The organism is Brevundimonas sp. SS2672, from assembly GCF_059579685.1.
Window position 1 is genome coordinate 1,213,327 of record NZ_CM184201.1, and the last position, 20,083, is coordinate 1,233,409.

General features: G+C 67.5%; 20 protein-coding genes. 13 read left to right on the top strand and 7 right to left on the bottom strand.

Features of this window, described 5'->3' with window-relative positions; translation table 11 throughout:
* Positions 1 to 48: 48 nt before the first annotated feature.
* The 5 genes from AC52GN_RS06160 (at position 49) to AC52GN_RS06180 (ending at position 4,982) form a co-directional block, all read left to right on the top strand.
* Positions 49 to 1,137 (top strand): peptidoglycan DD-metalloendopeptidase family protein, encoded by a 1,089-nt coding sequence (locus AC52GN_RS06160; RefSeq protein ID WP_496528515.1) that lies wholly within the window; start codon positions 49 to 51, stop codon positions 1,135 to 1,137.
* Between the two features lie 159 nt (positions 1,138 to 1,296).
* Positions 1,297 to 1,611: a preprotein translocase subunit YajC gene (gene yajC / locus AC52GN_RS06165; RefSeq protein ID WP_003165259.1), complete on the top strand. Its 315-nt coding sequence runs from the start codon at positions 1,297 to 1,299 to the stop codon at positions 1,609 to 1,611.
* A gap of 48 nt (positions 1,612 to 1,659) precedes the next feature.
* The gene (gene secD, locus AC52GN_RS06170) at positions 1,660 to 3,258 is read left to right on the top strand and encodes a protein translocase subunit SecD (RefSeq protein WP_343829279.1); all 1,599 of its coding nucleotides are present in this window, start codon (positions 1,660 to 1,662) and stop codon (positions 3,256 to 3,258) included.
* Positions 3,258 to 4,250: a protein translocase subunit SecF gene (gene secF, locus AC52GN_RS06175; protein WP_291782212.1), complete on the top strand. Its 993-nt coding sequence runs from the start codon at positions 3,258 to 3,260 to the stop codon at positions 4,248 to 4,250. Before secD ends, secF begins: the two co-directional genes overlap by 1 nt.
* A gap of 105 nt (positions 4,251 to 4,355) precedes the next feature.
* Positions 4,356 to 4,982 carry a squalene/phytoene synthase family protein gene (locus AC52GN_RS06180; RefSeq protein ID WP_496528516.1) on the top strand — a complete coding sequence of 209 codons (627 nt, stop codon included), beginning with the start codon at positions 4,356 to 4,358 and terminating at the stop codon, positions 4,980 to 4,982.
* Here AC52GN_RS06180 and AC52GN_RS06185 read toward each other — a convergent pair.
* Positions 4,979 to 5,854, bottom strand: coding sequence for an MBL fold metallo-hydrolase (locus AC52GN_RS06185; RefSeq protein ID WP_496528517.1), 876 nt, complete (start codon positions 5,852 to 5,854; stop codon positions 4,979 to 4,981). The two genes, AC52GN_RS06180 and AC52GN_RS06185, sit on opposite strands and share 4 nt — an antisense overlap.
* 68 nt (positions 5,855 to 5,922) lie before the next feature.
* On the opposite strand from AC52GN_RS06185, the gene AC52GN_RS06190 reads away from it, so the two are divergent.
* Genes AC52GN_RS06190 through AC52GN_RS06200 form a run of 3 tightly spaced genes read left to right on the top strand, consistent with a single transcriptional unit; the run spans position 5,923 to position 7,581 of the window.
* Positions 5,923 to 6,240 carry an ArsR/SmtB family transcription factor gene (locus AC52GN_RS06190; protein WP_496528518.1) on the top strand — a complete coding sequence of 106 codons (318 nt, stop codon included), beginning with the start codon at positions 5,923 to 5,925 and terminating at the stop codon, positions 6,238 to 6,240.
* A gap of 26 nt (positions 6,241 to 6,266) precedes the next feature.
* Entirely contained in the window at positions 6,267 to 6,800 is a 534-nt protein-coding gene (locus tag AC52GN_RS06195; RefSeq protein WP_452111302.1) for a rhodanese family protein, read from the top strand.
* Positions 6,801 to 6,804: 4 nt separating this feature from the next.
* Positions 6,805 to 7,581: a sulfite exporter TauE/SafE family protein gene (locus tag AC52GN_RS06200; RefSeq protein WP_496528519.1), complete on the top strand. Its 777-nt coding sequence runs from the start codon at positions 6,805 to 6,807 to the stop codon at positions 7,579 to 7,581.
* A 3-nt stretch (positions 7,582 to 7,584) separates the two neighbouring features.
* Here AC52GN_RS06200 and AC52GN_RS06205 read toward each other — a convergent pair whose 3' ends face one another.
* Together AC52GN_RS06205 and AC52GN_RS06210 are read right to left on the bottom strand one after the other, a co-directional pair.
* Entirely contained in the window at positions 7,585 to 8,076 is a 492-nt protein-coding gene (locus AC52GN_RS06205; protein WP_496528520.1) for a MarR family winged helix-turn-helix transcriptional regulator, read from the bottom strand.
* A gap of 55 nt (positions 8,077 to 8,131) precedes the next feature.
* A complete protein-coding gene (locus AC52GN_RS06210) occupies positions 8,132 to 8,386 on the bottom strand; it encodes a hypothetical protein (protein WP_496528848.1) in 255 nt (84 codons plus the stop codon).
* On the opposite strand from AC52GN_RS06210, the gene AC52GN_RS06215 reads away from it, so the two are divergent.
* Positions 8,328 to 9,347: an MFS transporter gene (locus AC52GN_RS06215; protein WP_496528776.1), complete on the top strand. Its 1,020-nt coding sequence runs from the start codon at positions 8,328 to 8,330 to the stop codon at positions 9,345 to 9,347. The two genes, AC52GN_RS06210 and AC52GN_RS06215, sit on opposite strands and share 59 nt — an antisense overlap.
* A gap of 151 nt (positions 9,348 to 9,498) precedes the next feature.
* Here AC52GN_RS06215 and trmFO read toward each other — a convergent pair whose 3' ends face one another.
* Entirely contained in the window at positions 9,499 to 10,905 is a 1,407-nt protein-coding gene (trmFO, locus tag AC52GN_RS06220) for a methylenetetrahydrofolate--tRNA-(uracil(54)-C(5))-methyltransferase (FADH(2)-oxidizing) TrmFO (RefSeq protein ID WP_496528521.1), read from the bottom strand.
* Between the two features lie 102 nt (positions 10,906 to 11,007).
* On the opposite strand from trmFO, the gene AC52GN_RS06225 reads away from it, so the two are divergent.
* Together AC52GN_RS06225 and AC52GN_RS06230 are read left to right on the top strand one after the other, a co-directional pair.
* On the top strand, positions 11,008 to 11,946 hold the full coding sequence (locus tag AC52GN_RS06225; RefSeq protein WP_496528522.1) for a hypothetical protein: 939 nt from the start codon (positions 11,008 to 11,010) through the stop codon (positions 11,944 to 11,946).
* A gap of 20 nt (positions 11,947 to 11,966) precedes the next feature.
* Positions 11,967 to 12,857 (top strand): hypothetical protein, encoded by an 891-nt coding sequence (locus AC52GN_RS06230; RefSeq protein WP_496528523.1) that lies wholly within the window; start codon positions 11,967 to 11,969, stop codon positions 12,855 to 12,857.
* Between the two features lie 200 nt (positions 12,858 to 13,057).
* Here the strand turns inward: AC52GN_RS06230 and uvrA are convergent, their stop codons facing one another.
* On the bottom strand, positions 13,058 to 15,997 hold the full coding sequence (gene uvrA, locus AC52GN_RS06235; protein WP_496528524.1) for an excinuclease ABC subunit UvrA: 2,940 nt from the start codon (positions 15,995 to 15,997) through the stop codon (positions 13,058 to 13,060).
* Between the two features lie 96 nt (positions 15,998 to 16,093).
* Positions 16,094 to 16,621, bottom strand: a complete 528-nt coding sequence (locus AC52GN_RS06240; protein WP_496528525.1) for a group III truncated hemoglobin — start codon at positions 16,619 to 16,621, stop codon at positions 16,094 to 16,096.
* Between the two features lie 165 nt (positions 16,622 to 16,786).
* Here AC52GN_RS06240 and AC52GN_RS06245 point away from each other — a divergent pair, with 165 nt between their 5' ends.
* Both AC52GN_RS06245 and AC52GN_RS06250 read left to right on the top strand, forming a co-directional pair.
* The gene (locus AC52GN_RS06245; protein ID WP_496528526.1) at positions 16,787 to 16,930 is read left to right on the top strand and encodes a hypothetical protein; all 144 of its coding nucleotides are present in this window, start codon (positions 16,787 to 16,789) and stop codon (positions 16,928 to 16,930) included.
* Entirely contained in the window at positions 16,896 to 18,497 is a 1,602-nt protein-coding gene (locus AC52GN_RS06250; RefSeq protein ID WP_496528527.1) for an ABC-F family ATP-binding cassette domain-containing protein, read from the top strand. The genes AC52GN_RS06245 and AC52GN_RS06250 overlap by 35 nt, the downstream gene beginning before the upstream one ends.
* On the opposite strand, the gene AC52GN_RS06255 is transcribed toward AC52GN_RS06250, so the two are convergent.
* Positions 18,470 to 20,071 (bottom strand): EAL domain-containing protein, encoded by a 1,602-nt coding sequence (locus AC52GN_RS06255; RefSeq protein WP_496528528.1) that lies wholly within the window; start codon positions 20,069 to 20,071, stop codon positions 18,470 to 18,472. The genes AC52GN_RS06250 and AC52GN_RS06255 overlap by 28 nt on opposite strands.
* Positions 20,072 to 20,083: the final 12 nt, after the last annotated feature.

The window sequence follows — 20,083 nt, forward strand, 5'->3', positions numbered from 1 at the left end:
GGGCAAACCGGCTTCGAGATGCTGAACAAGGTTAATACGGAGAGACGCATGAGCGGCTTCACAGGCTGGATCAGGGCGGCGGCGGTCGTCGGCGGGGCGCTGGCGGTCACGGCGTGTTCGACCTATCCGAGCGAGCCGCGCTATTCGACCCGGCCGATGGGGGCGGGCGGCTATCCGCAGCCGGGGCAGGGCCAACAGCAGGGGCAGCAGCCCGGCGCCTATCCGAACAATCCCTACTATCAAGGCCAGGCGACGCAGCCGCAGCAGCCCGCCCAGCCGCCCGTGCAGGAAGGGCCTCGCGCCCCGGCCGGCGACATCCAGGGCGGCGGCCTGCCGCCGGCGGGCGGCCCGGCCTATCCCTCGACCGGCGCGCCGATCACGGTGACGCCGCCGCCTGCCGCCGGCAATCCGGCCATGCCTGGCGCGACCTATGTGATTCAGCCGGGCGACACCATTTCGGGCGTGGGACGACGTTTCCGCACCCCGGTCCAGATTCTGATCGACCTGAACGGACTGGGGCCGCGAGGCGCCATCAGCTCCGGTCAGCGCATCATCCTGCCGGATAGCGCGGTGGACGGCGGCGCCGATCCCTACGCCACGGGGCCGTCGCCGGTGGGCGTGCGGACGCCGAACAACGGGGTGGCCCCGCCGCCTCCGCCGCCGCCCAGCGGCAATGCGCCTCTGCCGCCGCCGACCCGCTCGCCGGCTGTGGATACGTCTGCCGCACCGCTGGCCGAGATTGGGCGTCCGCTGGCTCTCCAATGGCCTGTGCGAGGCGACATCCTGCGTCGTTTCGGCCCCGTGGGCATGGGCGAGCGCAACAACGGCGTCAACATCGGCGCTTCGGCCGGAACCGAGGTGAAGGCTTCGGCCGACGGCACGGTGGCCTATGTCGGGGACGACATCGTGGGGCAGGGGCTGACGGTCCTGGTGGTTCACCGCGACGGATGGCGCACGGTCTACGGTCATCTGGGCTCGGCCACCGTGCGCGACGGAGCCCAGGTGCGGGCGGGTCAGGTCATCGGTACGGTGGGGCTGACCGCCGGAGACGGCCGCCCGTCGATCCATTATGAAGTGCGTCAGATGCGCGGCGACGATCCGGTCGCCCTGGACCCGCTGACGGTCCTGCCGCGCTGATCCGGTGAAGCGGCGTGTCCGGGCGGCGACGCCCGGACGCTCTTGTCCCGGACTTGTCATCGCGTCGCGTTGCAAATCGGCCCGGCGCGCCCTAGGTTCCGCGCCTTGTTTTTTCGAAGGGCCCCCGATGAAGGCGCGGCCCGCCTCGGGGAGTTTTTCATGACTGCAACCCAAGACGGCGGCCTGATGGCCCTTGTCATCCAGATCGCGCCGATCGTCGCGATCTTCATCCTGTTCTACTTCCTGATGATCCGTCCGCAGCAGAAGCGGATGAAGGCGCACCAGGCCCTGATCGCCGGCGTCAAGCGCGGCGACGAGGTCGTCCTGTCCAACGGCATGGTCGGCAAGGTCACCCGCGTCGAGGACGCCGAGGCCATGGTCGAGATCTCGCAGGGCGTGAACGTCCGCGTGGTCAAGGCGATGATCGCCGAGGTGCGTAACCGCACCGCCATCGCCGCCAACGACAAGGGCTGATAGCCTCGCCTCGGCGCGGCGCGCGCCGGCCCTGAAGAGAACCGAGACATGATTCAGCTTTCACGCTGGAAAATCACCCTGGTCGCGCTGTCGCTCGTCCTCGGGTTGTTCCTGGCCTACCCGAGCGTGCTGTCGCCGGCGCAGCGCGAGGCTCTGCCGAGCTGGCTGCCGAGCAACGGCCTGAACCTGGGCCTGGACCTGCAGGGGGGCTCCTACCTCCTGCTTGAGGTCGACGTGCCGGAAATGCGCGAGAAGCGCATTTCGAACCTGATGGAAGACGTCCGGGTTTCCCTGCGGGAAGACCAGGTCAACATCACGGGCATGCAGCGCGAGGCAGGCGGCGTCGTCGTGACGGTCGCCGAAGGCGCGGCCTATGACACGGCCTTCAACACCCTGCGCACCATGGCGCAGCAGGGCGTCGGCCCGACCGGCCAGCCGGACCGGGTGGCGACCAAGCTGGGCGGCGGCCGTATCCGCTACGCCTTTACCGACGCGGCTCTGGCCAGCATGGGCGCAACCGCCGTCGATCAGTCGATCGAGGTGGTCCGCCGCCGTCTGGACAGCTCGGGCACCAAGGAAATCGCCATCACCCGTCAGGGCGCCGACCGGATCGTCATCCAGGCGCCGGGGCAGAGCGATCCGGCCGAGCTGGAGCGTCTGGTGGGTCGTACGGCTCAGCTGACCTTCCAGATGGTCGACACCTCGCCGACCGGCCTGAACGATGCCCTGGCCGGTCGTGTGCCGCCGGACGCCGAGTTGCTGGTCGATGACGCCGGCACGCCCTACCTCGTCAAGCGTCGCATTCTGGTCTCGGGCGAGAACCTGACCCGCGCCAGCGTCGGCGCCGACCAGAACAACCGTCCGGCCATCGACTTCCAGTTCGACAGTCAGGGATCGCGTCGCTTCGGCGAGGCGACGGCCCAGAACATCGGCAAGCCCTTCGCCATCATCCTGGACGGCAAGGTCATTTCGGCGCCGACCATTCAGTCGCCGATTACCGGCGGCCGTGGTCAGATCACCGGCAGCTTCACCATCGCCTCGGCGTCCGAACTGGTGAACCTGCTGAACGGCGGCGCCCTGCCGGCGCCGCTGAAGGTCGAGGAACGCCGCGTCGTCACCGCCGAACTGGGCGCCGACGCCGTGGCCGCAGGCGCCCTGTCGACCGCCCTGGGTTTCGTGGTCATCGTGGTCTTCATGATCCTGGCCTACGGCTTCCTGTTCGGGGGCATTTCGGTGATCGGCCTGGTGCTGAACGGCATCCTGATCGTCGCGGCCATGTCGCTGACCCAGGCTACGCTGACCCTGCCGGGCATCGCCGGTCTGATCCTGACCTTCGCCGTGGCCGTCGACGCCAACGTGCTGATCTATGAGCGGATGCGCGACGAGGCGCGTCAGGGGCGTTCCGTGGTGGCGTCGATGGACGCGGGCTTCAACCGCGCCATGGGCACCATCATCGACGCCAACCTGACCACCCTGGTGGCTGCGATCATCATGTTCATGTTCGGCGCCGGCCCCGTGCGCGGCTTCGCCTGGACCCTGACCATCGGCGTCTTCACCTCCGTCTTCTCTTCGGTGCTGACGGCCCAAGTCCTGCTCGGCTACTGGCTCAAGATCGCCAAGCCGAAGAAACTGCCGATCGCGGAGTGATGTCGATGAACGGTTGGCCCATTATCAAACTGCTGCCGCACAAGACGAATTTCCACTTCGTCAAATACGCCAAGGGTTTCGCCGTTCTGTCGGCGATCCTGACGGTGGCGGCGATCATCGGCTGCTTCTATCCCGGCCTGAACCTGGGCATCGACTTCCGGGGCGGCGCCTCGATGGAAGTCGCCAAGCCCGCCGGTCAGGTGCTGGAGCTGGACAAGCTGCGCGGCGCGGTCAGCGGGCTGGATCTGGGCGACGTCCAGGTTCAGGGCATCGCCCGACGCGACACCAACCTGGATGACGGCTCGACCGCCATCGTGCGCTTCCAGGTGCCGGAGAATGAGGATCAGACCGCTGTCGTTCAGAAGGTCGAAGGCGCCATCAGCCAGGCTGTGGGCGAAGTCGGCTATTCCGGCGTCAGCGTCGTGGGTTCCAAGGTCTCGGGCGAACTGCTGACCAACGGCGTCCTGGCCCTGGTCGTGGCTGTGGTGCTGATGTTCCTCTACATCGCCTTCCGCTTCCCGTGGCAGTTCGGCATCGGGGCCGTGGCGGGGCTGCTGCATGACGTGGCGCTGACCTTCGGTCTCATCGTCGCCCTGCGCATGGAGTTCAGCCTCAATCTGGTCGCGGCCCTGCTGACGGTCATCGGCTATTCGATGAACGACACCGTCGTCGTGTTCGACCGCCTGCGTGAGAACCTTCGCAAGTACAAGGTCATGCCTCTGCGTGAGGTGATCGACCTGTCGATCAACGAGACTCTGTCGCGGACCATCATCACCGGCCTGACCACCGTGATCGTGCTGATCGTCCTGGCCGTCTTCGGCGGCGAGGCCCTGCGCGGTTTCTCGATCACCCTGGCCTTCGGCGTCGTGATCGGCACCTTCTCGTCCATCTATGTGGGCGCGCCGATCATTCTTCTGTGGGGCGTGGACCGCAGCGGCGGCGGCAAGGCCGACGCTACGCCGGTCAAGCTGGGCATGGCCAGCCGTCCGTAAGGACGACGTCCGTCTCCAAATCGCGGCCCGCCCTCCGAAAGGAAGGCGGGCCGTTTGCTTTCCGGGCTTGATGCGATCGCTTCAATGGTCGAAGGGCCTGTCGCCATGACTGTTGATCTTGATGCTCAGGTTCGCGCCGCCGATCTAGACCGCTGGCTGGCCAGCCGTTTCGTGGCGGACGAAGCGGCTCGGGCGGATCTGATCGCCCTTTACGCCTTCGAGGCGGGACTGATGGCCATTCCCACGCGGGTCACGCAGCCCTTGCTGGCCGAGATGCGATACACCTGGTGGGCCGAACAGATGGACGGGGTGTTCAGCGATGCGCCGCGCGTCGGCCACCCGATTCTGGAGGCGCTGACGGCCGCCGTGACGCGGCATGGTCTGTCGCGCGAGCCCTTCGACGCCCTGATCCAGGCGCATATCGGCCGGGTGCATGGCGAGGCGCACGACCTGGACGCCTTCTATGTCGGGCCGATGCAGGTCGCGGCGCGCATCTTGGCGGGGGAAGGACATGATGCGGCGGTCGCCGGGGCGGGCCGTGTGCGCGGCCTGGCTCAGACGGGGCGGACCGACGAAGCGACGGCGGCCCGTCGGACGGCGAACGCCGCCCTGAAGCGCTTGCCGACGGCCGCCTTTCCGGCCGTGGCGCCTGCGGCGCTGACGCGGCCTGAAGAGGCTGAGCCGTTCAAACGGCTGCGGCTGTTCTGGTCGGTTCTGCGCGGGCGTCTTTAGAGTGCGTTCAACGGCAGCTTGATGAACCGCTTGCCCGAGGCCTCGGCTGGAGGCAGGGCGCCGGCGCGGATGTTCACCTGAAGCGCGGGAAGGATAAGCTGCGGCGCCTTCAACGTGGCGTCGCGCGCCTCGCGCAGGGCCACGAAAGCGGCTTCGGAGCGGCCGCCTCCGATATGAATGTTGTCCGCCTTCTGGGCGGCGACAGTCGTTTCCCAGCGGAACTCCGTGCGGCCTTCGGGCAGATAGTCGTGTCCGACGAAGACGCGCGTGTCCTCCGGCAGCGCCAGGACCCGCTGAATCGAGCGGTAAAGGACGCCGGCGTCGCCGCCGGGGAAATCGCAGCGCGCCGTGCCGAAGTCAGGCATGAAGAGGGTGTCGCCGACGAAGACTGCATCGCCGATCCGATAGCTGACGCAGGCCGGGGTATGGCCGGGGGTGTGCAGCACCTCGACGGGGATAGCGCCCAGCATGAAGCGCGCGCCGTCGGCGTAGACTTCGTCGAACACCACGGCGTCGGGCGTCACGTCGGCGGCGTCGAACAGATCGCCAAATGTCTTCTGGACGCGGGTGATCTTCTCACCGATGCCGATGGGGACGCCGGTGCGGGTGCGGATTTCGTCTGCGCCGGTCAAGTGGTCAGCGTGGGCGTGGGTCTCCAGCACACGCTCAAGCTTCAGGTCATGCGCGGCCAGGGCCTCCAGCACTCGGTCGATGGAGCCGGTCGATGTCCGCGCGGCAGCCGGGTCATAGTCCAGCACCGGATCGATGATGGCCGCCGCCCCGGTCGCGGGGTCCGAGACCAGATAGGTCACGGTGTGGGTGACGGGATCGAAGAAGCCGACGACATCAGGATGGAGCGGATGGTGGGTCATGATGGGTCTCCGTTTCGTCTCTAAATATTAGGTATTGCTAATTTAGCAAGATCGAATATATGGGCTGCATGATCGATCTCGAAGCCATGGGACTGGAACGCTTTCAAGTCAGCGCGGGCGACGCCGCCCGGCTGCTGAAGGCGCTGTCCAATGAAAACCGTCTGATGATCCTGTGCCAGATCGGCGAGGGCGAGCGTCAGGTGTCCGACCTTCAGGTGGGCCTGTCGCAGTCGGCGCTGTCCCAGCATCTGGCGCGCCTGCGCGAGGACGGTCTGGTCAGCGCGCGCAGGAGCGGCACGGCCGTCTTCTATCGCATCGCCGATCCGGCCGCCCTGAAGGTGATCGGGATCCTGGCGGAGATCTTCTGTCCGCCTGAGGCGCTCTGAGCGCCGCTTCCCTGGAAGGAATTTCAATGAACCCGCTGATCTCTCTTTCGCCCGCCGATGTCGCCGCCCGCCTCAAGGCGGGCCAGGCCGTGCTGATCGACGTGCGCGAGCCGGACGAGCATGCGCGCGAGCATATTGCGGGCGCCGTGACCGCCCCCCTGTCCGTGTTCGAAGGCGCCGAGCTGAGCCTCAAGCCCGGAAAGGATGCGATCTTCATGTGCCGGAGCGGCAATCGCACGGCCGGAAACTGCGACCGGCTGGCCGCGCGCATCGACGGTCCGGCGCACGTTCTCGAAGGCGGGCTGGACGCCTGGAAGAAGGCGGGACTGCCTGTACGCGCCGACCGCAAGCAGCCGCTGGAGCTGATGCGTCAGGTGCAGATGGCGGCAGGGGGACTGATCCTGCTGGGCGGGGCGCTGGGCGTCATGGTCCATCCTGGCTTCTGGGGGATCAGCGCCTTTGTCGGCGCCGGTCTGTTCGTGGCGGGGGCGACCGGCTTCTGCGGCATGGCGCGGTTGCTGGCGGTCATGCCCTGGAACCGAAACATGAAGAGGGCCTGAGACCATGGGCCTGACGCCGTTGCTTCTGGCGGGAATGAGCGGGGGCGTGGTCGCCCTGCTGCTGACCGTGTTCGGGGGCGGCGGATCGGTTCTGGCCGTGCCGCTTCTGCTCTATGTCGTCGGGGTGCGTGATCCCCATGTGGCGATCGGGGTTTCGGCGGCGGGAGTGTCGCTGAACGCTCTGACGGCGTTGGCGGGCCAGGCGCGGGCCGGTCGGGTTCGCTGGCCCTGCGCGACCGTGTTCGCCGTCACGGGCGCGGCTGCGGCCTGGGTCGGCTCATCCGTGGCCAAGGCTATCGACGGACGCCATCTGCTGCTGGCCTTCGCCGTGGCCATGGCGATGGTGGGCTTGGCGATGCTGTCTTCCAGGAAGGGCGACGGCGATCCCGGCGTGCGCCTGAATCGCGACATGGCGCCGCGTGTCGCGGCGTCGGGCGCGGGCGTCGGCGTGGCGGCTGGATTCTTCGGTATCGGCGGCGGCTTTCTCATCGTGCCGGGGTTGATGTGGGCCACGGGGATGACCCTGGCGGCGGCGCAGGCGACCTCGTTGTTGAGCGTGGCGGCGTTCGGCGCCAGCACGGCCGTCAACTACAGCCTGTCGGGGCTGGTTGACTGGACCCTGGTCGGGGCCATGACGGTCGGCGGCGCGGCGGGCACAGTGGCGGGTCTGCCGCTGGCGAGCCGATTGGGAGCCAACGCCGCCTTGGGCCGGCGCCTGTTCGCCGGGCTGATCCTGGTCGTTGCGGCCTATGTGGCCGTGAAGGCGATCATGGCGGGCTGACGCTCAACGCTCCAGCCCGGCGATCAGCCGGGCGAGCAGAGCCCCCAGCGCAACCTGCTCGTCGCGCGACAGGTCGGCCAGCATGGCCTGGCTCTCAGCCATGTGCAGCGGCATCAGGCCGTCGATCAGGTCGAACCCCTTGGGCGTCAGCCTGACCAGTGAGGCGCGGCGGTCGCTGGGGTGGGGCGTGCGCTCGATCAGGCCGGATTTCTGCAGCCGATCCAGCCGGGCCGTCATGCCGCCGGACGACATCATCGTCGCCTCATAGAGGGCCGTGGGCGTCAGGCCGTCGGTTGAGGGCGCGCGGCGCAGGGTGGCCAGAACGTCGAACTCGCCATGTTGCAGGCCGTAGCGGGCGTAAAGCGGCGCCTGCCGCTCGCGCGTCACCAGGATGGAGGCCTCGTGCAGACGGCCCAGCGTCTCCATGGCCAGCAGGTCGAGGTCGGGACGCGCGACAGCCCACTGGGCGGCGGCGCGGGAAGCGCGATCGGTCATTGTCTTGACATCAAGATACTTGATAGCGAGACATTATCGCCTTTCGTCGCCGGAGTCACCTCGGATGGATCAGTCGAACGCCTCGCAACCGTCGCGCGGCGCGGGCCTGTTGTTGGTCGCCGCCATCTTCGCCCTGGCGCTGAACCTGCGCCCGGCGATGGCGGCGGTCGGGCCGCTGCTGGATCTGATCGAAGCGGCGACCGGCATGGATCTCGACCACGGCCAGCCTGCTGACCACCTTGCCGGTGGCGATGATCGGCGTCGGCGCCCTGTCGATCCGGCCGTTGCGGCGACGGCTGGGCGAGCGCAAGGGCATCCTGCTGGGCGCGGTTCTGATCGGCCTGTCCTGTCTGGCGCGAGCGATCTTCGACGGGACGGCCGGTCTGATCGCCAGCGCCGTGGTGGTGGGTATCGGCGTCGCCCTGATCCAGGCCCTGGCGCCGGTCGTGATCAAGCGGGCGTTCCCCACACGCTTCGGCACGGTGATGGGCGTCTATACGACCGGAATCATGGGCGGGGCGGCCGTGGCGGCGGCGACGGCCGCCGGGTGGGCCGAGGCGGTCGGCTGGGCCGGGGCGCTGGCCCTATGGGCGGTTCCCGCCTTCCTGGCGGCGGTCGTCTGGATGATCGCCGCGCGTGATCCTGCGGCCGAGGAGCCGAACCGCGCCGCCGTGGCCGAAGGAACCCACCCCGAGCTTCCGTTCTGGAAGCAGCCGAGGGCGTGGGCGCTGGTCCCGATTCTGGGGCTGGGCACCTCGGCCTATACGCTCGTGCTGGCCTGGCTGCCGCCGTACTACGTCGACATGGGGCAGGCGCGGACGACGGCGGGCTTCCTGCTCAGCGGCATGACGGGCGCCGAGGTGTTGGCGGGCGTGCTGGTGTCCCTGTTTATCGCGCGTTTTCCCGACCGGCGCGGGCCGATGCTGGCGGCCGTGGCCCTGGCGCTGATCGGTCTGGCGGGACTGGTGCTGGCGCCGGTCAGTCTGGCGATCCTGGTCATGCTGTTGCTGGGCCTGGGGATCGGCGCGGTGTTTCCGCTGACCCTGATCCTAGCCATGGACCAGGTCGACGATCCGGTGCGCTCAGGCGACCTGCTCGCCTTCGTTCAGGGGGGCGGCTACCTCATCGCCAGCCTGTCGCCGCTGGCGGCCGGGCTGCTGCGCGACCGCCTGTCGGACCTGAGTCAGGCCTGGATGCTGATGGGGCTGGGCCTCGTCGCCATGGCGGCGATGACCCTGGCCTTCAAACCCGGCGGCGCGAAGCTTCAATAATCCGCCCCTCACCGTCACCCTCGGGCTTGTCCCGAGGGCCTATGGCGGATTTCAGTCGCGGTAGGAGCCGCTTTGAGGCTGCGGCTATCATTCCACTCCATTGGGACAGGCTCGACGATGGGCCCTCGGGACAAGCCCGAGGGTGACGATATTACTGCGCCGCGTCGCGCCAGGCCTTGAGCGCATCCATGGCGCGGATGCTCTGCAGACGCTTCTTGGCGCGGCCGCGCTCCTTGGGATGGATGCGCTTGCCGTCTTCATCGACCTTGGGCGCCTCCAGCGGCGGCAGCAGGCCGTAGTTGATGTTCATCGGCTGGAACTTGGAGCCTTCCAGGTGGCCGCCGGTGATGTGCTCGACCAGGGCGCCCATGGCGGTTTCCGGCGGGGGCGGAGACAGGTCGCGTCCCAATGCCTGCGCCGCAGCCAGACGGCCGGTCAGCAGGCCCATGGCCGCGCTCTCGACATAGCCCTCGACCCCGGTCACCTGACCGGCGAAGCGCAGGCGCGGAATGGCCTTCAGCCGCATCTGCTTGTCCAGCAGCCTGGGGCTGTTCAGGAAGGTGTTGCGGTGCAGGCCGCCCAGACGGGCGAACTGGGCGTTCTCCAGACCGGGGATCATGCGGAAGACGTCGGTCTGGGCGCCATATTTCAGCTTGGTCTGGAAGCCGACCATGTTGAACAGGGTGCCCAGCGCATTGTCCTGACGCAGTTGGACGATGGCGTAGGGCTTGACCGTCGGGTTGTGCTGATTGGTCAGGCCGACCGGCTTCATCGGGCCATGGCGCAGGGTCTCGCGGCCGCGCTCGGCCATGACCTCGATCGGCAGGCAGCCGTCGAAATAGGGGACGTTCTCCCACTCCTTGAAGTCGGCCTTGGGACCGTCCAGCAGGGCGTCGATGAAGGCTTCGTACTGGGCCTTGTCCATCGGGCAGTTGACGTAGGCCGCCTTGTCGCCGCCGGGGCCTTCCTTGTCATAGCGCGACTGGCGCCAGGCCACGTCGAAATCGATGCTGTCGGCGTGCAGGATCGGCGCGATGGCGTCGAAGAAGCTGAGGCTTTCTTCGCCGGTCGCCTTCAGGATGGCGTCGGCCAGGGCGGGCGAGGTCAACGGGCCGGTGGCGACGATGACGTTGTCCCAGTCTTCCGGCGGAATGCCCGCGATCTCTTCGCGCACGATGGTCACCAGGGGGTGAGCTTCCAGTCTAGCCGTTACGGCGTCCGAAAAGCCGATGCGGTCGACCGCCAGAGCGCCGCCCGCGGGCACCTGATTGGCGTCGCCCGAGGCCATGATCAGGCTGTCCAGCGCGCGCATCTCGGCGTGCAGCAGGCCGACGGCGTTGAACTCCCAGTCGTCCGAGCGGAAGGAGTTGGAGCAGACCAGTTCGGCCAGGCCCGTTGTATGGTGGGCGTCGGTGCGGACCTGTTCCGGCTCGTCCCGGCGCATTTCGTGCAGGATGACGGGCACGCCCGCCTGGGCGATCTGCCAGGTCGCTTCGGATCCGGCGAGGCCGCCGCCGATGACGTGGACGGGGCGGGGAGTGGGGGACGCATTCGACATGGCGGCCTAATAGCCGCGTGGCGCGCGCCTGTCATGCGGGGCGTGCGGTCAAGGCTGTCGGAGGACGACGTTCGTCCTTATAAGCGACGGCGGAGGCTGTTCATGACCCATGGATTCCAGATCGATGAAGCGCTGGCGGATGGTTTTCGTCTGATCCGGCGTCGGCCCGGCAGCGTCTTCGCCTGGGGCGTCGTTCTGGCCCTGCCTGTATTGCTGTCCGCCATCGTCATGATCGATCTCTTGATGACGATCGGCCTTGAGGCCATGGCCGAGAATGCAGACGCCAGCCCGCAGGCGCTCGCCGCCATGATGCGGATGCAGGCCTGGTCCATGTTGATCAATGTGGTGCAGCTGATCGGTTACGTCCTGATCATCGCCGCCATCTGCCGCGCGGTGCTGTGGCCCGAGCGCGCGCCGGGTCGCTTTTTCGATCTTCGAGTCGGCATGGATGAGGCGAGGGTGGCCGTGGCCGGCCTGGCCGTCATGGCGGGTTGTTATGGCGTGATGCTGGTCGTCCTTCTGCTGGCCTTCGCCTTTGGGGCGGCCTTCTGGATGGTGTCCGAAACAGCGGCTGTGGTGCTGGGCGTGGCGGTGGGGCTGGCGGGAATCGTCGGCATCGTCTGGGCGGGGTTGCGGACCTCCATGATCATGCCGCTCAGCATCGCGTCTCAGGATTTCGCCTTCGTGGCGGGGTGGAAGATGACGAAGGGCCGCGTCGGGATGCTGTTGGGCCTTTTCGTCGCGACGCTTGCCGTCACGTTTTTGGTCCATGTGCTGTTTCTGATCGTGGCGGGACTGATCGCCCTGGGCGTCAGCATTCCCTTCTGGCCTCAACTGGCGGCCTGGGCCCAGAGCGCGTCGAGCGAGCTTCCGGCCTTCAACCCGCTCGTTGTCGCAGTGGCGGGCGTTGCGGCCTTTATCGCCATTGCGGCTTATTACGGCGTCATCGTCGCCATCTGGATCGCGCCTGGCGTTTCGGCCTGTCGCCAGATGCTGGCGATGCAGAAACAGGACGAAACCGGCGCGGCTGCGTTAAGCTGAGCGAGAATCGAGGAGCCAGCATGAGTTTCAACGCCACCGAATCCGTCTTTGAGGGCTTCCGCCTGGCCCGTCGGGCGCCGATGGCCATTCTGGCCTGGGCCGCCGCCTATATCGTGTTCTTCGCGGTCTTCTTCGCTGTGGCCGGCGGCAGCCTGATCAACATCATCAACCTGGCCGAGCAGATCGAACAGAGCGCCGAGCCGTCGATGAGCGATCTGACGACCCTGGGGCAGGCTTACGGCGCCATGATGGGGCTGGCCCTGCCGTTGTCGCTGCTGTTCAGCGCAGTGCTGACGGCGGCGGTGGCGCGCTCCGTCATTCGTCCGGAGGAGAAGCGGTTCGGCTATCTGCGCCTGGGGCGCGATGAACTGCGTATCCTGGGGGCCACGCTGGTTGTAGCGCTGCTGATGTTCGGCGTGATCATGGGCGGCACGGTGCTGGTCAGCATTTTTGTAGGGCTGGCGGCGAGCATGGGCGCGCCCTTCCTGATCCTGCCGGCGGTTCTTGTGGGACTTGGGGTTGCTGCCGTCGCCGTCTGGCTGGCCGTGCGCCTCTGCCTGGTCGCGCCGACGACCTTCGCGGAGCAGAAGATCGCCATCAAGGAAAGCTGGGCCATGACCAGGGGCCGTTTCTGGCCGCTGCTGGGCATGGCGGTTCTGGCGGGCGTCATGTCCATGCTGGTGGGGCTGCTGGGCTCCATCGTCATCGCGCCGCTGAACCTGATCTTCGGCGGCCTGGAAAGCCTGGCGGGAGCAGAGACGACCAATGTCGCCACGCTTCTCGTGAAGTTCTGGCCGGCCCTGCTGGTGTGGGGCGTCGTTAATTCCCTGCTGTCGGCGGCGCAGGCGGCCGTCATCTATGCGCCGTTCTCGGCGGCCTATCTGGGCATCAAGGGCGTGCCGCGCGTCTGATCCGACGACCTCGCTGGAAATGAAACGCCGCGCTCCGACAGGGGCGCGGCGTTTTCATTCCAGTTGTTATCCCCCGCTCATCCCGGCGGACGCCGGGATCCAGTGCTTTGGCTTCAGGGCGCGGCGCCTGACTCACAGATTGCCGACGGGCGCTCTCAATGGGCCCCGGCGTCCGCCGAGGTGAGCGGATTGGAATCGGTTCAGGCGCTCTTGCGGGCCTTGGCGCGTTTGGCGGGCGCAGGTTCGGCGGTTAGGGCGGCGACGCGGCCCTTGCGGCGTTCCTCGTGCCGGTCCAGCACTTCCTTGAGGTAGCGGCCGGTCCAGCTGGCGGGGTTCTCGGTGACCTGTTCCGGGGTGCCGACGGCGACGATCTCGCCTCCGCCGTCGCCGCCCTCGGGGCCGAAGTCCAGCAGATGGTCGGCGACCTTGATGACGTCGAGGTTGTGCTCGATCACCACGATGGTGTTGCCGTTCTCGACCAGCTCCTGGAGGACCTCCAGCAGCTTGCGCGTGTCCTCGAAGTGCAAGCCGGTCGTCGGCTCGTCCAGAATGTAGAGCGTCTTGCCGGTGGCGCGCTTGGACAGCTCCTTCGACAGCTTGACCCGCTGGGCCTCGCCGCCTGACAGGGTGGTGGCGGGCTGGCCGACCTTGACGTAGCCCAGACCCACACGCTCCAGCGTCAGCATCTTGTCGCGGATCGAGGGCACGGCGGTGAAGAAGCGCGCCGCCTCTTCAACCGTCATGTCCAGAACGTCGGATATGCTCTTGCCCTTGAAGACGATTTCCAGCGTTTCGCGGTTGTAGCGTTTGCCCTTGCAGATGTCGCAGGTGACGTAGACGTCGGGCAGGAAGTGCATCTCGATCTTGATGACGCCGTCGCCCTGGCAGGCCTCGCAGCGGCCGCCCTTGACGTTGAAGCTGAAGCGGCCGGGGCCGTAGCCGCGCGCCTTGGCCTCGGGCAGGCCCGCATACCAGTCGCGGATCGGACCGAAGGCGCCGGTATAGGTGGCGGGGTTCGAGCGCGGGGTGCGGCCGATCGGCGACTGGTCGATGTCGATGACCTTGTCGAAATGCTCCAGCCCCTCGATGCGGTCGAAGGGGGCGGGGGCGTCGGACGCATTGTTCAGCCGCCGCGCGGCGGCCTTGTAGAGCGTCTCGATGGTGAAGGTCGACTTCCCGCCGCCCGACACGCCGGTGATGCAGGTGAAGACGCCGACCGGGATCTCGCCCGTGACGTTCTTCAGGTTGTTGCCCGTCGCGCCTGAGACTTTCAGCATCCGCTTGCGGTTGATGGGGCGGCGGCCTTCGGGCGGCAGTTCGATCTCGCGCGCGCCGGTCAGATACTGGCCGGTCAGGGAGTTGGGGTTGGCCATGACCTCGGAGGGCGTGCCCTCGGCGCAGACCGTGCCGCCGTGGACGCCGGCGGCCGGGCCCATATCGATGACGTAGTCGGCCGTCAGGATCGCCTCTTCGTCGTGTTCGACGACTAGCACCGAGTTGCCGAGATCCCGCAGGCCCTTCAGGCTGTCCAGCAGGCGGGTGTTGTCGCGCTGGTGAAGGCCGATCGACGGCTCGTCCAGCACATAAAGCACGCCAGTCAGGCCCGAGCCGATCTGCGACGCCAGGCGGATACGCTGGCTCTCGCCGCCGGACAGGGTGCCGGAACTGCGCGACAGGTTCAGATAATCAAGGCCGACATTGTTCAGGAAACGTAAGCGGTCGGTGATCTCCTTCAGGATGCGTCGGGCGATCTCGACCTGTTTTTCGGTCAGAGCGTCTTCCAGCGTCGAGAACCACAGGAAGGCCTTGGAGATCGACAGGTTGGAGATGTCGGCGATGTCCTCGCCCCCGACCTTGACCGCCAGCGCCTCGGGCTTCAGGCGCTTGCCGCCGCAGACCTCACACGGGGTTTCGGACTGATAGCGGCCCAGTTCCTCGCGCACCCATGCGCTGTCGGTCTCGCGCCAGCGGCGCTCCAGGTTCGGCAGCACGCCCTCGAACGGCTTGGAGACCTCGTACTTGCGGGCGTTGTCGTCATAGACGAACTTGATCTTGTCGCCGCCCGAGCCGCGCAGGATGACGGCCTGCGCCTTTTCCGGCAGGTCGCGCCACGCCTTGTCCATCGAGAAGCCGTAGTGCAGGGCCAGCGATTGCAGCGTCTGCGTATAGAGCGGCGAGGGGCCGCGCGCCCACGGCGCCACCGCGCCCTTGTGCAGGGTCTTGTCGCGGTCGGGGATCACCAGATCGGCGTCGAAGGCCAGCTTGACCCCCAGGCCGTCACAGGTCGGACAGGCGCCGAAGGGGTTGTTGAACGAGAACAGCCTGGGCTCGATCTCGCTGATGGTGAAGCCTGAAACGGGGCAGGCGAATTTCTCGGAAAAGACGATCCGGCGCGGCTCTTCGCCTTCGGGCGCATTCGCCCATTCCGCCGTGGCGATGCCGTCGGCCAGATCCAAAGCGGTCTGAATGCTGTCGGCGTAACGGCCTTCAAGACCCTCTTTGGTTACAATGCGATCAACCACGATATCGATGTCGTGCTTGAACTTCTTGTCGAGCGCAGGGGCGTCCTCGATGGCGTAGAACTCGCCGTCGATCTTCAGCCGCTGGAAGCCCTGACGCTGCCACTCGGCCATTTCCTTCTTGTACTCGCCCTTGCGGCCGCGAACGACCGGCGCCAGCAGCAGGATGCGTTCGCCGTCGGGCAGGGCGGTCAGCTTGTCGACCATCTGGCTGACGGTCTGGCTTTCGATCGGCAGGCCGGTGGCCGGCGAATAGGGAATGCCCACGCGCGCCCACAGCAGGCGCATGTAGTCGTGGATTTCGGTGACGGTGCCGACGGTCGAACGCGGGTTCTTCGACGTGGTCTTCTGTTCGATGGAGATCGCCGGGGACAGGCCCTCGATCAGATCCACATCCGGCTTGCCCATCAGCTCCAGGAACTGGCGCGCATAGGCCGACAGGCTCTCGACATAGCGGCGCTGGCCCTCGGCGTAGATGGTGTCGAACGCCAGCGAGGATTTGCCCGACCCGGACAGGCCGGTCATGACCACCAGCTGCTCACGCGGAATGTCGAGATCGACGCCCTTGAGGTTGTGCTCGCGGGCGCCGCGAACGCGAATGAAGTTGTGCTTTTCGGTCATGGAATCCGGGAACGCGGAAGACCCCGGAACGGTCCGGGGCGACGACGCTATATGGGGATCAATTCGCCGGAAACAGCAAGAACAATATGAGAACTTCTAGCCTGCTTCGGGCGCCCACGGCGTTTCCGGCCGCCGATAGCGTTCGCCGAGGCCGACCATCACCCCGTTGGCGTTGGCGACGCCCAGTTCGAGGCTTTCGGCGATGCGGCGGGCGCGGACGATGAAGTGTTCGGCCGCCGCGGGCGGACACAGATCGCGGGCGGTCGCCTCGAACAGGCCCAGCCAGTGGTCGAAGTGGCGCGCATCGATGGGCAAGGGCAGGTGTTTGGGCATGGGGCGCCCCTGATAGACGCCGGTGGACAGGGCGACGGACGACCAGAACAGCTTCATCTGCTCCAGATGCGGACCCCAGTCGTCGATGCGGGCGTCGAAGATCGGGCCGATGAAATCGTCTTCGCGCACCTTGGCGTAGAAGCCCTCGACCAGGGCGTCGATCATGTCTTCGTCGATGCCGGTTTCGGCGCGGATGCGGGCCACGGCGGCTTCTCTACGTGCGGCGGCTTCGGCTCGATCCGGAGCAGGACGGTCGATACGGAAGGCGACGGGACGATCAGGCGTGCTCATGACGCTCAAGATAGGAACCGGGAGGCCGAAAGACCATGACGCCGATTGTCCAAGGGGCGTGGCGGCCGCCTTGCGAAAGCTGAGCCGCAGTTTTGGGGTTGCGTTACGAAACTTCCGTCCCCATCCTTCCATCAGCCAACGCATCAGTGAGGAGGCAAGACGATCATGATCAGCACCCTGGAAATCGGTTTCGCCCTTTCCATGCCGCTGCTCGTGTTCGCCTATGTCCTTACTCAACCCAAGCCCAAGCCCAAGCCTGTCCGCATCCGCGCTCGTGACGCTCAACGGCGTCGCGGCCCGCACGCCTGACGGCCGAAGCCTCTTCGACAATCTGACGCTCGCCTTCGGGCGCGAACGCACGGCTGTCGTGGGTCGCAACGGCGTGGGCAAGACCACGTTGCTGCGCCTTGTCGCTGGTCTGGCCGAACCGGCCGAGGGCGCGATCGCGCGCGCCGGAACGGTCGGCTGGCTGGCGCAGGCGCAGACGCCCGCGGATGATGAGGCGGTCGCGGATACCCTAGGCGTGGCCGAGCCTCTGGCGATTCTGCATCGCGTGCTGGCCGGCGACGGCTCGCTGGACGACATGGCCGAGGCGGACTGGACGCTGGAAGAGCGGATGCAGGCGGCTTTGGTCGGGGTCGGTCTGGGCGATCTTGCGCTAGATCGCCGTACGGCGGACCTCAGCGGCGGCGAACAGACGCGCCTGCGGCTGGCGGGGCTGAAGTTGGCGGCGCCGGACCTGCTGGTGCTGGACGAGCCGACCAATCATCTGGACGCCGAGGCCCGCGCCATGATCGCCGATGTCGTGACCGACTGGCCGGGCGGGGTGGTGCTGGTCAGCCACGATCGCGCCCTGCTGCGACGCGTGGACCGCATCGTCGAGCTTTCCAGTCTGGGCGCGCGGGTGCATGGCGGCGGCTGGGAACTGTATGTCGAGCGTCGCGACGCCGAACGGGCCGCTGCCGAACGCGATCTGGAACAGGCGGAACGCGCTATCGGTCGGGTCCAGCGCGAGTCTCAGATGGCGCAGGAGCGTCAGGCGCGCCGTGACCGCACGGCCAAGGCGGCGCGCGCCAACAGCTCCGATCCCAAGATCCTGCTCGACGCCCAGGCCCAGCGGGCCGAGGAAACCGGCGCGCGTGGTCAGCGGCTGGCGGAACGCAAACGCCAGGCGGCCGAGAGCGATCTGGTCGAGGCGCGCGAGCGCGTCGAACGCGTGCGCCAGATGGCGCTGGCCATGCCGCCGACCGGACTGCCTGCGGGACGTATGGTGTTGAACCTGAACGAGGCGGTCGTGAGGGCCGGTGACGGCCGCCGTCTGCTGGGGCCGATCTCCCTGCGCCTGACCGGGCCGGAGCGCGTCGCCGTGACCGGTCCCAACGGGGCGGGCAAGACGACCCTGTTAAAGCTGATCGCGGGCCTGACCGAACCGTCGGCGGGATCGATCGAGCGGCCGGTTCGCGCGGCCTTGCTGGATCAGCAGGCGGCCATGCTGAAGCCGGAGGAAACGCTCGTCGATGCCTGGCTGAGGCTGAACCCGCAGGGCACGCCCAATGCGGCGCGGGCGGCTCTGGCCCGCTTTCTGTTCCGCAATGTGCAGGCCGACCGCAAGACGGGAGACCTGTCTGGCGGCGAGCGGCTGCGCGCGGCCCTGGCCTGCGTCATGACCGGGACGCAGCCGCCGCAACTGCTGGTGCTGGACGAACCGACCAACCATCTGGACATCGATTCCGTCGAGGCCGTGGAGGCGGCGCTGTCAGGCTATGACGGCGCGCTGGTGGTGGTCAGCCATGACGCAGATTTCCTGGCGAATCTGGGTGTCGAACGAACGGTCGTGCTGGAGGACGGTCAGCTCCAGCCTTCGATCACGCCCTGACGGCGGCCACGGATCGCGGGGGTGTTCAGAATGGTGCGCGGCTCAGGCTCGGCCCGGCCGAACAACCAGCCCTGACCGTGGGTGACGCCCAGGTCGCGCAGGGCGTCGGCGATCTGATCCGTCTCGATCATCTCGGCGATGGTTTCCAGGCTCAGCGAGCCGCACAACTCGACCAGATGGGCGACCAGGGTGCGGGTTCGGGCGTCGATATCGATATCGCGCACCAGGGCGCCGTCGATCTTCACTGCGTCGACCGACAGGCCGCGCAGATAATCGAAGGAGGCCGAACCGGCCCCGAAGTCGTCGATGCAGACCTTGATCCCGGCGTTGCGCAGGGCGCCCAGACGACGATCGGCGGCGGCCAGATCGGCCAGGGCGGCGGTCTCCGTCACCTCGACCATCAGGCGCCGACGATCATCGGGCGCCGCAGCGGTCATCTTCAGCAGGGCCGCGACATAAGCGTCGTTGGCCAGGGAGGCGCCCGAGACGTTGACGGCGATCTTGAGCAGGCCGCCGCCCGGCTCGCGCAGGCGCCGCACCGCCTTTTCCGCTACGGCCAGGTCGAAGCCGTCGATCAGGGCCAGTTCTTCGGCCATGCGGATGGCGGCGGCAGGGCCTGATCCCTGTCCGAAGCGGGCCAGAGCCTCGAAATGGTGGACGGCCCGGGTCTTCAGATCGACGATGGGTTGGTAATAGAGGGCGAAATCCCGGTCGCGCACGATGCTGCGGAAACGGTCGGCGTCCTTCAGCGTGCGTTGCAGGGAATCGGCGAAGGACAACTCCGGCTGACCCAGCCCGCCGTCCTTCAGGCAGCCCTCGATGGCGAAACGCATGGCGCGCAGGGCCGAGGCGGCGTCGCCGCCCAGGGCGCTCTGCGTCGCGACGGCCGACAGAACAACACCCTCGGCCTGACCGGCTTTCCGCATTTCCGCCGCCAGATCCCGCGTATCGTCCAGCTTGCGGATCAGGGCGTAGCGGTCGGACGTCAGCCGACCCGCGCTGACGCCGTCGTGGGAGGCGGCGTTGAGCGCGCCGCCGATGCGATGGTGAACCCGCTCCAGCGTGGCGGGATCGACGTCATGCAGGCCGTTCACGTCGACGAAGGCCAAGGCCAGGCGTTGCAGGGCGCCGGTCTCGCCGCTCGAAAGGCTGGCGTGCGCATGAGTCAGAAAGCCCTCGGCGTCTCTCGGCGGAGCGCCTGCGGCCGGAGGCGCGTGGTCGACCTCGAAGGGCTCGCCTTGATAGGACAGGGCGCAGGACCGGGCCGGGGCGATGTCGGGCAGGGCGAAGGCGCGTAAGGTCGCGGGGCGCATCCGGCCGTCGCCACAATCGACCAGAACCTCAGCGGCGGGACTTCTCTGTCCCGGCAGCAGCACGTCCAGCAGATTCTGCAGCGTCGCGGCGCTCTGGACCGACAGGCGCTCGCCGAGAGGGCGGCCGACCCAGGCTGAGGTTTGCTGACCTGCGACGGGGCCGGAACCCAGGGCGAAGCGCACCACGCCATGCTGATCGACTTCGATCAGCGCGTCAGCGGCGGCGAACGCCAGGCCCAGGAGGCGGGGGGTCAGTGTCATGCCGAAGCCGTA

Bases quoted from the DNA above. Each gene is read 5' to 3' on its own strand.
- AC52GN_RS06160 (WP_496528515.1), top strand. From the start codon at position 49: ATGAGCGGCTTCACAGGCTGGATCAGGGCGGCGGCGGTCGTCGGCGGG.
- yajC (WP_003165259.1), top strand. From the start codon at position 1,297: ATGACTGCAACCCAAGACGGCGGCCTGATGGCCCTTGTCATCCAGATC.
- secD (WP_343829279.1), top strand. From the start codon at position 1,660: ATGATTCAGCTTTCACGCTGGAAAATCACCCTGGTCGCGCTGTCGCTC.
- secF (WP_291782212.1), top strand. From the start codon at position 3,258: ATGTCGATGAACGGTTGGCCCATTATCAAACTGCTGCCGCACAAGACG.
- AC52GN_RS06180 (WP_496528516.1), top strand. From the start codon at position 4,356: ATGACTGTTGATCTTGATGCTCAGGTTCGCGCCGCCGATCTAGACCGC.
- AC52GN_RS06185 (WP_496528517.1), bottom strand. From the start codon at position 5,854: ATGACCCACCATCCGCTCCATCCTGATGTCGTCGGCTTCTTCGATCCC.
- AC52GN_RS06190 (WP_496528518.1), top strand. From the start codon at position 5,923: ATGATCGATCTCGAAGCCATGGGACTGGAACGCTTTCAAGTCAGCGCG.
- AC52GN_RS06195 (WP_452111302.1), top strand. From the start codon at position 6,267: ATGAACCCGCTGATCTCTCTTTCGCCCGCCGATGTCGCCGCCCGCCTC.
- AC52GN_RS06200 (WP_496528519.1), top strand. From the start codon at position 6,805: ATGGGCCTGACGCCGTTGCTTCTGGCGGGAATGAGCGGGGGCGTGGTC.
- AC52GN_RS06205 (WP_496528520.1), bottom strand. From the start codon at position 8,076: ATGACCGATCGCGCTTCCCGCGCCGCCGCCCAGTGGGCTGTCGCGCGT.
- AC52GN_RS06215 (WP_496528776.1), top strand. From the start codon at position 8,328: ATGATCGGCGTCGGCGCCCTGTCGATCCGGCCGTTGCGGCGACGGCTG.
- trmFO (WP_496528521.1), bottom strand. From the start codon at position 10,905: ATGTCGAATGCGTCCCCCACTCCCCGCCCCGTCCACGTCATCGGCGGC.
- AC52GN_RS06225 (WP_496528522.1), top strand. From the start codon at position 11,008: ATGACCCATGGATTCCAGATCGATGAAGCGCTGGCGGATGGTTTTCGT.
- AC52GN_RS06230 (WP_496528523.1), top strand. From the start codon at position 11,967: ATGAGTTTCAACGCCACCGAATCCGTCTTTGAGGGCTTCCGCCTGGCC.
- uvrA (WP_496528524.1), bottom strand. From the start codon at position 15,997: ATGACCGAAAAGCACAACTTCATTCGCGTTCGCGGCGCCCGCGAGCAC.
- AC52GN_RS06240 (WP_496528525.1), bottom strand. From the start codon at position 16,621: ATGAGCACGCCTGATCGTCCCGTCGCCTTCCGTATCGACCGTCCTGCT.
- AC52GN_RS06245 (WP_496528526.1), top strand. From the start codon at position 16,787: ATGATCAGCACCCTGGAAATCGGTTTCGCCCTTTCCATGCCGCTGCTC.
- AC52GN_RS06255 (WP_496528528.1), bottom strand. From the start codon at position 20,071: ATGACACTGACCCCCCGCCTCCTGGGCCTGGCGTTCGCCGCCGCTGAC.